This window comes from Methylobacterium tardum (assembly GCF_023546765.1).
GTDB classification, from domain to species: Bacteria; Pseudomonadota; Alphaproteobacteria; order Rhizobiales; family Beijerinckiaceae; genus Methylobacterium; species Methylobacterium tardum.
The window spans coordinates 5,087,620-5,103,100 of sequence record NZ_CP097484.1; the positions used below are offsets into that span (position 1 = coordinate 5,087,620).

General features: G+C 67.1%; 13 protein-coding genes and 1 pseudogene. 4 read left to right on the forward strand and 10 right to left on the reverse strand.

The window, feature by feature from the left end; all coding sequences use genetic code 11:
* Positions 1 to 5: 5 nt before the first annotated feature.
* The 5 genes from M6G65_RS24335 to M6G65_RS24355 form a co-directional block, all read right to left on the reverse strand.
* Positions 6 to 593 (reverse strand): tetratricopeptide repeat protein, encoded by a 588-nt coding sequence (locus M6G65_RS24335; protein WP_238199047.1) that lies wholly within the window; start codon positions 591 to 593, stop codon positions 6 to 8.
* 296 nt (positions 594 to 889) lie between these two features.
* Entirely contained in the window at positions 890 to 1,780 is an 891-nt protein-coding gene (locus M6G65_RS24340; RefSeq protein WP_250102993.1) for a S1C family serine protease, read from the reverse strand.
* Complete coding sequence (locus tag M6G65_RS24345; RefSeq protein ID WP_250102994.1) at positions 1,777 to 2,070, reverse strand: hypothetical protein; 294 nt, start codon at positions 2,068 to 2,070, stop codon at positions 1,777 to 1,779. The genes M6G65_RS24340 and M6G65_RS24345 overlap by 4 nt, the downstream gene beginning before the upstream one ends.
* A gap of 35 nt (positions 2,071 to 2,105) precedes the next feature.
* Positions 2,106 to 2,492: a hypothetical protein gene (locus M6G65_RS24350; protein WP_238199045.1), complete on the reverse strand. Its 387-nt coding sequence runs from the start codon at positions 2,490 to 2,492 to the stop codon at positions 2,106 to 2,108.
* An 814-nt stretch (positions 2,493 to 3,306) separates the two neighbouring features.
* Positions 3,307 to 3,750, reverse strand: a complete 444-nt coding sequence (locus tag M6G65_RS24355; RefSeq protein WP_238199044.1) for a phasin family protein — start codon at positions 3,748 to 3,750, stop codon at positions 3,307 to 3,309.
* A 358-nt stretch (positions 3,751 to 4,108) separates the two neighbouring features.
* Between M6G65_RS24355 and M6G65_RS24360 the strand changes: the two genes are divergently transcribed.
* Complete coding sequence (locus M6G65_RS24360; RefSeq protein ID WP_250102995.1) at positions 4,109 to 5,428, forward strand: polyhydroxyalkanoate depolymerase; 1,320 nt, start codon at positions 4,109 to 4,111, stop codon at positions 5,426 to 5,428.
* Between the two features lie 45 nt (positions 5,429 to 5,473).
* On the opposite strand, the gene M6G65_RS24365 is transcribed toward M6G65_RS24360, so the two are convergent.
* A complete protein-coding gene (locus M6G65_RS24365; protein WP_238199042.1) occupies positions 5,474 to 6,256 on the reverse strand; it encodes a PAS domain-containing protein in 783 nt (260 codons plus the stop codon).
* A 710-nt stretch (positions 6,257 to 6,966) separates the two neighbouring features.
* Between M6G65_RS24365 and M6G65_RS24370 the strand changes: the two genes are divergently transcribed.
* Genes M6G65_RS24370 through M6G65_RS24380 form a run of 3 tightly spaced genes read left to right on the forward strand, consistent with a single transcriptional unit; the run spans position 6,967 to position 10,432 of the window.
* Positions 6,967 to 8,199 (forward strand): 3-methyl-2-oxobutanoate dehydrogenase (2-methylpropanoyl-transferring) subunit alpha, encoded by a 1,233-nt coding sequence (locus tag M6G65_RS24370; protein ID WP_238199041.1) that lies wholly within the window; start codon positions 6,967 to 6,969, stop codon positions 8,197 to 8,199.
* A gap of 3 nt (positions 8,200 to 8,202) precedes the next feature.
* On the forward strand, positions 8,203 to 9,216 hold the full coding sequence (locus M6G65_RS24375) for an alpha-ketoacid dehydrogenase subunit beta (RefSeq protein ID WP_238199040.1): 1,014 nt from the start codon (positions 8,203 to 8,205) through the stop codon (positions 9,214 to 9,216).
* Between the two features lies 1 nt (position 9,217).
* Positions 9,218 to 10,432, forward strand: a complete 1,215-nt coding sequence (locus M6G65_RS24380) for a dihydrolipoamide acetyltransferase family protein (protein WP_250102996.1) — start codon at positions 9,218 to 9,220, stop codon at positions 10,430 to 10,432.
* 63 nt (positions 10,433 to 10,495) lie between these two features.
* Here the strand turns inward: M6G65_RS24380 and M6G65_RS24385 are convergent.
* The 4 genes and pseudogenes from M6G65_RS24385 to M6G65_RS24400 form a co-directional block, all read right to left on the reverse strand.
* Positions 10,496 to 11,385: pseudogene (locus M6G65_RS24385) on the reverse strand (HpcH/HpaI aldolase/citrate lyase family protein).
* 5 nt (positions 11,386 to 11,390) lie between these two features.
* Positions 11,391 to 11,888, reverse strand: coding sequence for a MaoC family dehydratase (locus M6G65_RS24390; protein WP_250102997.1), 498 nt, complete (start codon positions 11,886 to 11,888; stop codon positions 11,391 to 11,393).
* The gene (locus M6G65_RS24395; RefSeq protein ID WP_238199037.1) at positions 11,885 to 13,861 is read right to left on the reverse strand and encodes an acetyl/propionyl/methylcrotonyl-CoA carboxylase subunit alpha; all 1,977 of its coding nucleotides are present in this window, start codon (positions 13,859 to 13,861) and stop codon (positions 11,885 to 11,887) included. Before M6G65_RS24395 ends, M6G65_RS24390 begins: the two co-directional genes overlap by 4 nt.
* A gap of 11 nt (positions 13,862 to 13,872) precedes the next feature.
* A complete protein-coding gene (locus tag M6G65_RS24400; protein ID WP_250102998.1) occupies positions 13,873 to 15,480 on the reverse strand; it encodes a carboxyl transferase domain-containing protein in 1,608 nt (535 codons plus the stop codon).
* Between the last annotated feature and the right edge of the window lies 1 nt (position 15,481).

Here is a 15,481-nt window from a genome sequence, read left to right on the forward strand (position 1 = left end):
GCCGGCTAATCACAGCGGGTCCCCGTGCCGGCGCCGTCGAGTTCGAGACGCACGAGCGCGTCCCGCGCCTTCGTGGTGCCGCGCGCGGCGGCCTTTACGTACCAAGTCCTGGCCGCCGCGGCGTCGGGAGAACCGCCGATCCCGTTGTCGAGGGCGACCGCGTAGCAGTACATCCCCTCCGGGATGCCCGTCTCGGCTGCGTCGCGGAACCAGGCGCGCGCCTTGGCGTCGCTCTTCTCGAACCGGCGCCCCTGCTGGTAGAGGATCCCGATATTGACCTTGGCCGCACCGCTGCCCAGTTCGGCCGCGCGCCGATAGGCCTCGAACGCATCCTGGTTCGCGCCCTGCCGGTCGTAGGCGCGGCCGAGCTGGAAATGGAACCGGCGCAGACGCGGGGCCTCGGCGATCGCCGCCTGGCATGCCGCTATGGCCGCGCCGGCGCGCAGATCCCGGAAGTTGACGGTCCGCTGCGCGTCGGGGGCATCCGGGTCCCACGGAGCGCTCGCGAGATGGTCGCAGGACTGCGCAGCCCCGACGCCCGGATCGCCGTCGTGCGCAGAGGACGCGCCACAGGAGATAGAACCGACCAGCACAAGGAACCCGATACTTACCGCGGATCTTGGCCTGCCCTCGCTAGAACTGCTCAAGGTCAGCACCAGAGTGTCTCTCGAACACGATTGCCGCTTTCTACTTATACGCCAGCAGGTTAACGCGGCTACAATCTAAAGTGGTTAAGGCGCACGCGCTGAGATTGCGTGGGAAAACGCAAGGTGATTGTCGCGGGCCGTGGCAGGGCAGACACACGCGGACGGGGGATCCCCCGATCGCGGCGCGATCCCGCCCGAGCTGTCGGCTGCCGGAGAGCGGCCCTGTTACGACCGGGCCAGCCTCAACGGCAGGTGATCTGAACCGTGAAGTCGCGGGCCTTCTCGGCGATCGCGGCGCCGTCCATCGGGTCCGTCATGCGCACGTTGATCGGCGCCTCGACGCCGTTCGCCTCGAGGAAGTTGAGGGCGATCGCCGACTTGATGGCGAAGTTGACGTTCTGCGGCACGTCGCCGGAGGCGAAGGCGACCTGCTTGGATTGCACCACCCCGATCACGTTGCCGAACTGGTCGAGGGCGGGGCCGCCGCTATTGCCCTGCTGAACCGGTGCCGAGATCTGGATCTTGCGGGTGTCGTCGCCCGAGCCCGCCGTCGCCGTCACGCTGCCGATGGTAAAATTCCCGGTTGAAGCCAGAACATTGCTCTGCGGATAGCCGTAGACGTAGACATTCTCGCCGAGCCGCGCCCGGATCGAGAGCGGCGGCACCACCTTCTGCGGGAAATCGGTGGTCAGCACCGCGAGGTCGTTGGCGGCGTCCCGGGCGACGAGACGGGCCCGCAGGGCGGTATGGCCGGGCTGCTGCACGGAGATGTCCGAGCACGCCTCGACCACGTGGTTGTTGGTCAGCAGATGCCCGCGCTCCGACACGTAGAAGCCGGTTCCGGTGCTTGTCATGCCGGCCTCGAGCTTGCGCGGGTTATCGGGCGCGGGTTCCGCTTTCGCGGCCGCAGTCGTCACGTCCTTCTGGCAGCCGATGACGGCGTCGAAGGCCTCCGTGGATCCGACAAGGGACAGGACGGCGATCTGCCGCCCCTGGAAGATCACGTTGATGCTGCCGGACTCGGACAGGTCGGCGACGAAACGCTCCTTCAGCCCCGACTGATACAATCCGTGCGCGTCTCCGCGCTCGAAGCCCGTGAACGTCCCGTGCCACTTCTGGCGGCCCGCAATCATGGAGAGCTCGTACTGCCCGCCGACCTCCAGCGAACGCCACTTGGTGTTGGTGAGGGCGGGTACGACGCGCCGCGGGCGCCGTTGAAGCCGAACCACAGCGTCGTCCCGTCGCCGTAGCTCGCCGCCGCCAGGCAGCCGCCGAGGCTCTCACTGTAGCCGATGGACCAGCCCGCGACCTTGCCGAAGCTCTTGTCGACCGTCAGCTTCGGGGGCGCGGGCGAGGCGGCAGCGGGGTGAGCCACGCCGCCAACGGCCGCCAGAGCGGCGAAGGCAACCTTCATTCGGGACATGCGCGTCGATCCGGCGTGCGTCGTGGCGCTGGGTCTCAGCGCGTCTGGTTGACCGAGGTCGTGGCGTTGCCCCGCGGCGAGGCGAAGGGATCTGCCGACGCGTTCACCACCTGCGCTCCCGTCGGGCCGGCGGCGGGCTGCATGGGCTGGCGGCTCGCACGAACGACCTTCCGCCGGGGAGCCGGCACGCGCCGAACCTCGTGGATAACGCGGACGGTACGGCGCGGCGCAGCATAGACGACCACGGGGCGCTCACGCGCCGCCTGCGCGGCAATCGAGCCCGCGATGACGCCGCCGAGGACACCTCCAGCCAAGCCGCCGAATACGGCACCCGCGCTTTGCGCGTGAGAGGGCGCAGGAGTCAGACTCAGTACGATGATCGCGCCGGCTGCGCCTGCCGACAACAAGAAACGCCCTTGCATCAACTCACCCTCTACAGACCAAACCCAGAAGTGACTGCGGCCTGATCGAAGCTTAGCCATATTTATAACCCTGTGAAGGGGGATCGATCACATTTTGCGCATTTTAGGTTGCCTCTTGCTGAGCAAGGGCAACGGAAAGTTACGTAGATGGGGTCGGCGACTGCGGTGCAAATTCCAGGGCTCGCCCGGGTCTGTATGCGACTGAACCATTCCAGCGCTGCGCGGCGTCAAACGTTGAGAGTGCAGTCGAGATTCGTGCCCCATGGAGAAGCGACTTCGCCGCGCAAGCACGTCGTGCTTGCCGGATTACAGGCATCGGCGATCCAACAAACCATCGAACCTGGTGCACACTCTCAAGCCACCGGCTCTCGCGATATTTGCTCTGAAACGGGATCTGGATGCTGCTGCAGACCTATCAATGATGATTTGATCAACCCAGAAGTGCCCGTTTTGCTTTAAACAAAATCGAAACCAGCAAATGCAATCGAAAACATATTGCCAGAATTACTGCGCCGCCGAGCGTTCCAGTCGGCAGGGAAGCCGCTGTCGGCAAGCCAAGCGGGCAGATGGATCTGCTCAGCATGGACATGGGCAACGCCTCGCGTTCCCGGACTCCGAACCCGCTAGGCTCAGTGGCGGAGCCGGGTCTGTATTTTGATGTTCTCGACCTGCAGGCGGCTGTAGCGGCTTCGGTGGAGGGTGGTCATCGCGTCGTGCGCCTCGCCGGTCGAGTCGCAGATTTCGTCCGTGACGACGTCGCACTAGCCGGCCCTTCGATGGGCTTCAGAGCAAAGCCTCGGGGCGACCTTGTCGGCTAACGGCCGACCTCGTCACCATCCTCCATGGACATGCGGGACTGATCGGCACCGCTCCGTGCGGCGTTCATCGCGTGTTCCGAGTCTTGCTTCGTCGCACTCTGAGCCATGCCGCCGAACTCGGTCGCCTGCGCCTGCACGGCCGCAAGTTGGCTGCAAGCGAAGTCGGCCTGTAGCTGCAAGGCCTCTTGGAGGCTCCTGGCCCGAGTTAGCCTCTGCGCAAAGTCGAGGGTCGCTCGAACATTCTGCTCAGCAGCCCGGAGGCTGTAAGACGCCATGTCTTGCGTGCTCGCACCCGCCGTGTGCGCCCCGCCCTGGGTTGCTGCAACCGTCTGGCGCGCTTCTTCGATGAAACCCTCAAATGCCTGGCGCGCTTGGTCGATGCCCTTCTCAGCCAGCTCGCGCAACGCGTTCGGCACCTCAAGGTTCGGGGCGATGTTCACGAGCGTGTCCTCCGGTCATTTCTTGTAGAGCAGCGGAAATAATTCGAGAGCCGCACTCAACGAGAACATTGTGGAGGAACCCCGGTTCAACGCGGACGTGGAAGTCGCGGCTGATCGACTGCCACCGCGAGGGGGCGCTGAAGAAGTTGCACAGGGCTCTGTTGCTCGCCGGCACCACAGCCCCTCAATTGCCGACACGAACCCCAGACAGCCATGGTCAGAACACTTCCGCGCTGGCAATTTTATGCCAATTTCGCGGGCGATTCGCCCTCGCGGGGTGCATGCAACGCATCATAGTGCCGGAGCGTTGGGCAACTCGGAGATGTGCGGCCGTGCGGCTGCCGGAGGAACTGCTCGTATGCTGTACCTGATGCGTGATGCCTACGACCAGATGCTCTCGCCTATGCGGATGGCGGCAGAGATGGCCCGGACCGCTTGCGAGAACCCGTTCAGCCCCCTCGCTTACACCCCGAACGGCCGAGCCGTCGCAGCTTCCTGCGAGCTGTTCGAGCGGGCAACGCGCACCTATCCCAAGCCGGCTTTCAACCTCCCCACATGTGAACGTGTGGTGTGGGAGCGCCCGTTCTGTCGCGTGATCGCCTTCGGTATGCCTTCGGCGAAGCCGAAATTGCTGCTGGTCGCCCCACTCTCGGGGCACTACGCGACCCTGCTCCGCGGGACGGTGGCGGCCTTCCTCGACACGCATCAGGTGTTTATCACCGACTGGGCTGACGCCAAGAAGGTACCGCTCTCCGCCGGACGCTTCGACCTCGGCGACTACATCGACTACTGCACGGCGATCTTCGAGGCGCTCGGGCCGGACCTGCACGTCATGGCCGTGTGCCAGCCCTCAGTCCCGGTTCTGGCGGCGATAGCGCGCATGGAAGCCGAGGATCACCCACTGGTGCCGCGCTCAACCGTGCTGGTCGGCGGCCCGATCGATACCCGCCGCTCACCCACCGCGGTCAACAAGTTGCCGCAGGAGAAGCAGATTGGCTGGTTCAAGCAGCACTGCATTCACCCGGTCCCATGGACCCACCAGGGCCACGGCCGTGACGTCTACCCCGGCTTTCTCCAGCTGGCGGGCTTCATCAGCATGAACCTTGACCGCCACCAGACGGCGCACTGGGACATGTTCAACCACTTGGTGCAGGGCGACGGCGACTCGGCGGACAAACATCGTGAGTTCTACGACGAGTACCTCGCTGTGATGGACCTCACAGCGGAGTACTACCTCCAGACGGTCGAGACCGTGTTCATCGAGCACCTTCTGCCGAGGGGCGAGATGCGCCATCGGGGCAAGCCTGTCGATCCCGCCGCGATCCAGCGCTGCGCGCTGATGGCGATCGAGGGCGAGAAGGACGACATCACCGGCATCGGCCAGACCCGAGCGGCACTCGACCTGACGCTCAACCTCTCAGCCGAGAAGAAAGCCTACCATCTCCAGATGGGGGCAGGTCACTACGGCATCTTCAACGGATCGCGGTTCCGAACCGAGATCGTGCCGAAGATCGTCGCGTTCATGGAAGCGCATGCCGAGCCGGCGATGATTGTGCCTCCGATTTCGCTCGGCCATCTCCTTCCGGACGCCGCTGACCCTGACCTCTCCGTTCCGGCGGCGCTGCTCACGCACGATGCGTGCGCGGCCAGCGAGGCAGCTCGCGCGTTGCACGCGTAAACGCAGCGGGCTCGCCTGACGAAGCGCGACAGGGCGCAAGGGCGGTCAATGGACCGTGTCGCAGCCTGACGGGACGCGTGTTGTCGCGCGCTTCGGGTCGGGCGCCCCTCGCATCATGGCGTGTACGGCGTCCTGCTGGAGTTGCTGAAACCGCTTGTTCAGAGCCTCGCGCTGGTGCTGCCGCTTCTGCCCAAGCTGGTTCAGAACCCGATCCTTCTCGTCGGCAGAACCGGACCAGCCCTCTAGGCGCTCGCAGTCGATCTGGTAGTTGAACTCGACATCAGCCAAGGCAGCCAAGGTGGCCTGGAGTGAGCCTGTCAGGTCTTCGAGATGGAGACCTGCTGCCCGTATCTCCAGCACCGGTGCAGCCCATTCCTCGGCTGGAAGATCGGTCGGGCCGGACGCGTTCAGGTTCGTGATCTTGAGAAGGACGTTGGACGCGGCCACCAGATTGCCCGACGAATCTCGCAGCGGTGTCGGGTAGGGCATGAATGGGATGCGTGTACCATCCGGTCGCTCCAACACGGCCTGCACACCGCGGATGGGCTGCCCTGACTTGATGGCGACGGCCATCGGGCACTGGTCGAGCGGCAGGAGCGCCCCGTCAGGCGTGTAGATACGCCAGCACCCGCACCAGCGCGTCTTGCCGAGTTCAGGCCGGTAGCCCCATAGCTCAGCGGCCGAATCGTTGTAGTAGGTCAGCCAACCCTCGGCGTCGGTCGTGTAGACCGGCGACGTGAAATCTCGGAACAGCTCGGCACGCGACGGCTCGTAGTTCCAGCCGCGGTCAGGAGCGCTGAATTCGAATTCGTCGTCGTCTGGAAACATACCGCGATCCCTCGACAGACGGGCGAGGAAATGCCCGTCCAAGCATTTCGATCGCCCCCTCTGTCGCGGGTGCCAGCAAGCCGATGCCACCGTTACGCTGGCCGTTGCGGCTCGTCAGTGACGCAGAATGCGTCGCACTCCAGATCGTCCAGCGATACGAGATTGTGCCTCAGAGCTTCCGGGGGCGGTCGCTCCTCGACGCCATAACCGGCTCACGCCAGCCTGGGCTCTCCCGCATCGCCTGTTGCGGACATCGCTTTTTTGCACGGACAGGAATACTGTTCAAGAGCGATACGAGTCTGCAATTTCTGGGGCAAGATCAAATTCCTCTACGCTCCGGTGTCGAGCGCAATTCAATTGTAGGCCACGAAAGAAGAAAATTCGCTGCGAGGAGCGGGATTAAGTGCAGGCTGCGGTTGAAAGCCTTTTGATTGGGAGCGTGTTCGACGCAACAGTGCGTTGGCCGTTTCCACCGAGGCGACCTGCCGACATGCCGTCGAGTGCTTCGCTGTAAGCAAACGCCTGCCGCTGCAGGAGCGGCGTGTGGGCCACCTCACGCAAGGTCGCAATCCGCCCCCGGGGCGTGTCCTAGGAGAGCAACCGGGCAGCCATCTTTCGCGGGGCACCGGAATTTCGTGGATGTGATCTACCCTGGCTTTATGCAAGAATAAGCCGGCCTGCACGTCGTGTTTCGCGAGAGCGAGCAAGCAATGGCCGAAGTCACGCCTTTAGCGCTCCACGTTCCAGAGCCAGCGGTCCGGCCGGGCGGGGTCCCGGATTTCTCCAGCGTCAAGATCCCCAAGGCCGGGGCGGTGCCGCGTCCCGACGTCGATACCGGTTCGGAAGCGATCCGGGATCTGGCCTTCTCGATCATCCGCGTCCTGAACCGGGAGGGTGAGGCGGTGGGGCCGTGGGCCGGCTTGCTCAGCGACGATGAACTCCGGGACGGCCTGCGGGATATGATGACCCTGCGCACCTTCGATGCGCGGATGCTGCTCAGCCAGAGGCAGGGCAAGACGTCCTTCTACATGCAGCACCTCGGCGAGGAGGCCGTGAGCTGCGCCTTTCAGAAGGCCCTCGCGCCGGGAGACATGAACTTCCCGACGTACCGGCAGGCCGGACTCCTGATTGCGAGCGGTTATCCGCTGGTGACCATGGCGTGCCAGATCTACTCGAACGCGAGAGATCCGTTGAAGGGCCGCCAGCTTCCGGTTCTGTATTCGTCAAAAGAGCACGGGTTCTTCACGGTATCGGGGAACCTTGCCACGCAATATGTGCAGGCAGTCGGGTGGGCGATGGCCTCCGCGATCAGGCGGGACACGAAGATCGCGGCGGCCTGGATTGGGGACGGCTCGACAGCCGAGTCGGACTTTCACGCCGCACTCGTCTTCGCGTCGACCTATAAGGCCCCCGTCGTGCTCAACATCGTCAACAACCAATGGGCGATCTCGACCTTCCAGGGCATTGCCCGGGGCGGGGCCGGAACCTTCGCGGCGCGCGGCCTGGGGTTCGGCATCCCGGCGCTCCGGGTCGACGGCAACGATTACCTGGCCGTCTACGCGGTCGCCAAATGGGCCATCGCGCGGGCCCGGAGCAATCTCGGGCCGACGCTCATCGAGTATGTGACCTACCGCGTCGGCGCTCACTCGACGTCGGATGACCCCTCGGCCTACCGCCCGAAGACCGAATCCGACGCCTGGCCCCTCGGCGATCCGGTCATTCGGTTGAAGAACCACCTGATCCGGCGCGGCGCGTGGTCCGAGGAGCGGCACAAGCAGGCGGAGGCCGAGATCCTCGAGTCGGTGATCGCTGCGCAGAAGGAGGCGGAGAGTTTCGGGACGCTCCATTCCGGCTCGAGGCCGTCGGCGCGGGAGATGTTCGAGGGCGTCTACGCCGAGATGCCGCCGCACCTGCTCCGTCAACGCCAGCAGGCCGGAGTGTAGGCCATGCCGCGCATGTCGATGGTCGAAGCCATCCGCGACGCGATGGACGTGATGATGGCGCGCGACGAGAGCGTCGTCGTCTTCGGCGAGGATGTCGGCTATTTCGGCGGCGTCTTCCGCTGCACTTACGGGCTTCAGCAGAAATACGGAACGTCGCGCTGCTTCGACGCGCCCGTCAGCGAATCCGGGATCGTGGGAACGGCCGTCGGCATGGCCGCCTACGGCCTGCGGCCCTGCGTCGAGATTCAATTCGCCGATTACGTGTACCCGGCCTACGACCAGATCGTGTCGGAGGCCGCGCGGCTGCGGTATCGCTCGAACGGCGAGTTCACCTGCCCCTTGGTGATCCGCATGCCGACGGGCGGCGGCATCTTCGGCGGACAGACCCACAGCCAGAGCCCGGAGGCGCTCTTCACCCACGTCTCGGGGCTCAAGACCGTCGTCCCCTCAAACCCCTACGATGCCAAGGGGCTGCTCATCGCGGCGATCGAGGATCCGGATCCCGTGATCTTCCTCGAGCCGAAGCGGCTCTACAACGGACCCTTCGACGGACATCACGAGCGCCCCGTCACGCCGTGGTCGAAGCACGCGGCCAGCGACGTTCCGGCCGGCCACTTCGCTCTCCCGCTCGGAAAGGCGTCCATCGCTCGGGCGGGAACAGACGTCACGGTGCTGGCCTACGGGACGATGGTGCATGTCGCGCAGGCGGCCGCCGCGGAGACGGGCATCGACGCCGAGATCATCGATCTGCGGACCCTGGTTCCATACGATCTCGACACGATGGTGGCCTCCGTCGCCAAGACCGGTCGCTGCGTGGTCATCCACGAAGCGACGCTGACGTCGGGGTTCGGCGCAGAACTGGCAGCCCTCATCCAGGAGACCTGCTTCTACCATCTTGAGGCGCCGGTCGCCCGGGTTGCCGGATGGGACACGCCCTATCCGCACGCGCAGGAATGGGACTACTTCCCCGGTCCGGGACGCGTGGCGCGTGCGCTGGTCGAGACGGTGGAGGCCTGACATGGGCGAGCACCTGATCACCATGCCCGATGTCGGCGAGGGGATTGCCGAAGCCGAACTGGCCGAGTGGTTCGTGACAGTGGGCGAGCTCGTCCATGAGGACACCGTGCTGGCCGCCGTCACCACCGACAAGGCGACCGCGGAGCTTCCCTCCCCGGTGACGGGGCGCGTCGTATGGCTTGGGGGCGAGGCCGGCGACATCGTCGCTGTCGGCGCGCCGCTGATCCGCTTGGCAGTCGAGGATGCGGGCGATGCAGACCAAGTCCCCGACGGCCTCCCCATCCCGAACGCGGATCCGCCCTCCCCTGCGCCCGGCCATGATCCTGCCGCCGCGCATAGGGAGGGCGAGAAGGCGAGCGCGTCGCCGGCGGTCAGGCATCGCGCACGCAAGGCCGGAATCGATCTGGGTCGTGTGCCCGGCTCGGGGCCTTCAGGCCGCGTGACGCACGAAGATCTCGACGCCTATCTGACCGGTGACGCGCGCGGGACGGGAACGCCCAGCCTGAGGCCGAACACAACGGTCGAACAGATCAAAGTCACGGGTGTCCGCCGCAAGATCGCGGAGAAGATGACCCTCGCGGCTTCGCGCATTCCCCACATCACCTATGTCGAGGAGGTCGACGTCACGGCGCTCGAGGATCTCAGGTCCACGCTCAACGCGAACAGGCGCGCGGAGCGACCGAAGCTGACGCTGCTCCCGTTCCTGATGCAGGCTCTGGTGAGAGCCATCGCCGACCAGCCGCATCTGAACGCGCTCTACGACGATGAAGCCGGCATCCTCCACCAGCACGGCAGCGTGCATGTCGGTGTCGCGACCCAGACCCCCGCGGGTCTCGTCGTTCCCGTCGTCCGGCACGTGGAGGCGCGGGACCTGTGGGACTGCGGCGCCGAACTGACCCGCGTCACGGAGGCGGCCCGAACGGGCTCCGCCACGCGGCAGGAATTGGGCGGCTCGGCGATCACCGTCACCTCGCTCGGTGCCCTGGGCGGCATCGCCTCGACCCCGATCATCAACCATCCGGAGGTCGCCATCATCGGCGTCAACAGGATCGCGACGCGGCCGGTCTGGAACGGGGCGGCGTTCATCCCGCGCAAGATGATGAATCTGTCGTCGAGCTTCGACCATCGCGTCATCGACGGCTGGGATGCGGCTGTGTTCGTCCAGCGGATCAAGACGCTCTTGGAAACGCCGGCTCTGATCTTCGTGGATGCGTAGCTCGGCACCGCCTCGTGCCGGATGTTTGCCCTGAGGCCATCCGGCTTGCACGCGGTCCCGGCCTCACGCACGGCCCTGAGGGGCGCCCCGGTCGAAGCGCTCCAGCAGTCGCTCGGCGCGGCGCAGGTGGGGACGGTCGAGCATGGCCCCAGCCTGCCCGATCACCCCCGTCCCCGGCGAACCCGCGAAGGCCGCGACCACGGCCCGCGCTTCGGCCAAGGCCGCCTCAGAGGGCGAGAAGGCCGCGTTGATGATCGGGACTTGAGCCGGGTGGATCGCCAATTTCCCGACGAAACCGTCCCGGTGGGCCTCGCGGCATTCCCGTTCGAGCGCCGCGAGGTCCCGATAGGCGAGATGAACCGTGTCGATCGCGTCTGTCTCGGCTGCGGCCGCCGCGAGCAGGGTGAGGTCGCGCGCGAGGCGATACGGACCGGTCCAGGCTCCGGTCCCGTCGCGGTTGGTCTCGGCTCCCAGATCGGCGCAGAGGTCCTCCGCCCCCAGGTGAGCCCGCAGAGACGCGGATGCCCCTCGGACAGGGTCGTCAGCGCGAGGACGGCGCGGGCCGTCTCGGTGGCGATGGGCAGGATCCGCGTCGCGCCGGCAGCGATGCCGCTGGCGGCCTCGAACCGGTGCAGATGTGCATCGAGCGCGCGGATGTCCGCGCTCATGACGGCTTTGGGCAGCATGATGCCGTAAGGTCGCGCCGGCATCACCGCCGCGAGGTCGTCCTCCGCCCAGCCCGTCCCGAGGGCGTTCACGCGCACGAAAACCAGCGGCCCCCCGGCGGTGCTCCCGACCTCCTCCAGGAACGCGGCGGCCTGCCGGCGCGCCGCCGCCTTACCGCTCGCGGCGACCGAGTCCTCCAGGTCGATGATGAGGGCGTCGGCGCCGGCGTTCAGCGCCGTCTCGAGCTTCCGCGGGGCGTCGCCCGGAACGAACAGCAGCGCGCGCATCGGCGTCACGCTCCGCTCGTAGCGGGCCGACGGCGCATGAAAGCCTGCCTGCGGCACTCGGCAACCAGAACTTCGTCCTGCCGGTAGGCCCGGTGGATGAGATCGGCGATCCCCGCATCGTCGCGGGAGCGCGAGACGCGTTTGGCCGCCACCTCGGTGGTCACGCGGATGGTGTCGCCCTCGAAGAGCGGGGCCGGGAAGCGCACCTCGGTCATGCCGAGATTGCCGATCGTGGTGCCCAGCGTCAGGTCGTTGACCGCGATGCCGATCATCAGCCCGAGCGTGAACAGCGAGTTCATCAGCGGCCGACCCCACTCCGTCTCGGTCGCGCAGAAATGCGCGTCGATGTGGAGGGGCTGCGGGTTGAGCGTCATGCTCGAGAACAGGATGTTGTCCGTCTGCGTCACCGTGCGGGTGAGCCGATGGGACAGGACCGCGCCGACCTCGAAATCCTCGTAATAGAGGCCGCCCCGCGGATGGGGCGCGTGGGACGAGGGAGTCATTCGGATTCCGCCTGCGTCAGGGTGAACAGGCTGGCGCCCTCCGCCACCTGCAGGCCGGGCTCGGCCGTCACCGCGCGGACCGTACCGTCTGCCGGTGCGGTGAGCGTGTGCTCCATCTTCATCGCCTCGATGGTGCCGAGGCGCTGGCCGCGCGTGACATGGTCGCCGGGGGCGACATGGACGGCAACGATCCGGCCGTGCATCGGTGCGGTGACGTCACCCGCCTGCGCCGTCTGCGCCGAGGCGGCTTGCGCCGGATCGGGCGCTTGAAGGCTGATCTGGCGCCCTCCGTGCAGGACGAGAAACCCGCACCCGGTGGGCACGACCTCGATCATCCGGTCTTCAGCCGCGTGGGTCGGACAGGCTTGCCCCCGGTAGCGGACCTCCGGCAGGCCGCGCGCGCCGGGATCCGGCCAGACCAGGGTAACCTCGTCGCGCCGACCGTCGATCCGGAGCGGCCAGGGCTGCCGGCGCGGCGCGCCGAGCTGAAAGCCGTCGGCGCAATCCCAGGGTGAAGCCGTCCTGCCCTCCATTGGCTGCGGCTCGAAGCCCAGCAGCGCCAGCACCCCGAGGCCGATGCAGGCCGGGTCGATGTCCGACGGGAACTCCGCGAGCCTGTCCCGCTGGCGCTCGATCAAGGCGGTGTCGTACCGGCCGGCCTGGACGGCCTCGGACGCGGTCAGGCGCCGCAGGAAGGCGAGATTCGTCCGCGGCCCGGCAACGCGCGTCGCCTCGAGCGCCTGGCGCAGGCGTGCGATGGCCTCGGCGCGTGTTGGGCCGTGGGCGATCAGCTTGGCGATCAGCGGGTCGTAGTGAGGGCCGACGACGTCGCCGGCACGCAGGCCCGTATCGACGCGCACGGCCTCGGGCAGGCGCAGCGCGTGGAGTCGGCCGGTCGAGGGCAGAAAGCCCGCCGCCGGATCCTCGGCGTAGAGCCTCGCCTCGATCGCGTGCCCTTCGATCCGCAGATCGTCCTGGCTTGCGGGAAGCGGCTCGCCGGCCGCGACCTTGAACTGCCACGCGACGAGGTCGAGGCCGGTAATCGCCTCGGTGACCGGATGCTCCACTTGGAGACGGGTGTTCATCTCCATGAACCAGAAGCTCTCGGGCGTGAGGGCCTGGTCCCCAGAGGCGATGAATTCGACCGTGCCGGCGCCGACGTAATCGACCGCCCGGGCGGCATGGAGGGCGGCCTGCCCCATTGCCGCGCGCACCGCCGCCGTCATGCCCGGTGCGGGCGCCTCCTCGATGACCTTCTGGTGGCGGCGCTGCAGGGAACAGTCGCGCTCGAACAGGTGGACCGCGCCGCCCTGCACGTCGCAGAAGACCTGAACCTCGATATGGCGCGGGTTCGGCACGTACCGCTCGAGCAGGACCTGCGCATTGCCGAAGGCGCTTGTGGCCTCGCGTCGCGCACTCTCGAGGGCCTCGGTGAAGCCCGTCGGCGCATCGACGCGCCGGATCCCCTTCCCGCCCCCGCCGGCGACCGCCTTGATGAGCAAGGGGTAGCCGACAGTATCCGCCTCGGCGCGCAGGCGCTCGCTCTCTTGATCCTCGCCCTGATAGCCGGGGACGACGGGCACGCCGGCCGCCGCCACGAGCGCCTTCGCGCGATGCTTCAAGCCCATGGCCCGGATCGCGCCGGGGGGCGGCCCGACGAAGACGATGCCGGCCTCCGCGCAGGCCTCCGCGAGGCCCGGATGCTCGGACAGGAAGCCATATCCCGGATGGAGGCAATCGGCCCCGGCCCGCGAAGCGGCCTCCACGATCCGATCGATCCGCAGGTAGGAATCCAGGGCCGGCGCCGGCCCGATCGGGTAGGCTTCATCGGCCAGGGCCACGTGCAGGGACGCGCGGTCGGCCTCCGAGTAGACCGCGACCGTCCGCATCCCGAGGCGCCGCGCCGTGCGCAGGATCCGGCACGCGATCTCGCCGCGATTGGCGACGAGGACGGAGGTGAGGGGCCGGGTCATCGGTGGACGCCTCACATCCGGAACAGGCCGAAGCGCGTCTCGTCGACCGGTGCGTTGAGGCAGGCCGACAGAGCCAGCCCGAGCACCCGCCGGGTCTCCTCGGGCAGGATGATGCCGTCGTCCCAGAGCCGGGCCGTGGCATAGTAGGGCGAGCCTTCCGCCTCGAACGCGGCGCGGATCGGCTGTTTGAACGCCTCCTCGTCGCGGGCGGTCCAGGTTTCGCCCGCAGCCTCGATGTTGTCGCGCCGGACGCTGGAGAGCACGCTCGCCGCCTGCTCGGCGCCCATGACGGAGATGCGCGCGTTCGGCCACGCGAACAGGAACCGGGGCGCGTAGGCGCGCCCGCACATGCCGTAATTGCCGGCGCCGTAGGACCCGCCGACGAGAAGCGTCAGCTTGGGGACGGCGGCGGTGGCGACCGCCGTGACGAGCTTGGCGCCGTTGCGCGCGATCCCACCGGCCTCGGCGTCGCGCCCAACCATGAAGCCGACGATGTTCTGCAGGAACAGCAGAGGAATGCGCCGCTGGCAGCACAGCTCGATGAAATGCGCGCCCTTCAGCGCGCTCTCAGAGTAGAGGATGCCATTATTGGCCAGTATTCCCACCGGCATGCCCCAGAGCCGCGCGAAGCCGGTGACGAGGGTCGTGCCGTAGAGCCGCTTGAACTCATCAAATTCCGACCCGTCGGCGATCCGGGCGATCAGTTCCCGGGCATCGTATTGTTTGCGCAGGTCGACCGGCACGATCGCGTCGAGGTCGCCCGGATCGAGCCTGGGCTCGATGGGCGGCCGGATATCCAAGTCCGGCTGCTTGCGGGTGTTGAGGGTGCCGACGATGCGGCGCAGGATTGCGAGCGCGTGCGCGTCGTCGGCGGCCTCGTGGTCGGCGACCCCGGACAGCCGGGTATGGACCTCCGCGCCGCCGAGTTCCTCGGCCGTCACAATCTCGCCGGTCGCCGCCCGCACGAGGGGCGGGCCACCGAGGAAAATCGTGCCCTGGCCGCGCACAATCACGCTCTCGTCCGACATGGCCGGCACGTAGGCGCCCCCGGCCGTACACGAGCCCATGACGCAGCTGATCTGCGGAATACCGGCCGCCGAGAGCCGGGCTTGGTTGTAGAAGATGCGGCCGAAATGATCACGGTCGGGGAATACTTCTGCCTGCTGCGGCAGGTTGGCGCCGCCCGAATCGACCAGATAGAGGCAGGGTAGACGGTTCTCTCCCGCGATCTCTTGGGCGCGCAGATGCTTTTTGACTGTCAGGGGATAGTAGGTGCCACCCTTGATCGTGGCGTCGTTGCAGAAGATCATGACCTCGCGGCCGGAGACCCGGCCGATGCCCGCGATGAGGCCGGCCCCGTGGATCTCGCCGCCATAGAGTCCATAGGCGGCCAACATCCCGATCTCGAGGAAGGGGGAGCCCGGATCGAGCAGCTGCACCACGCGATCGCGCGGCAGCAGTTTGCCGCGCGCGAGGTGCCGGGTGCGGGCTTTCTCGGCGCCACCCGCGGCGGCCATCGCGCGGCGCTCCCTAAGGGTGCTGCGCAGATCGGCCCAGGCGGCCCGGTTCTCGGCGGCAGCCTCGGAGGTCAGGTCGGCGCTGGTGGCCAGGATCGCCACG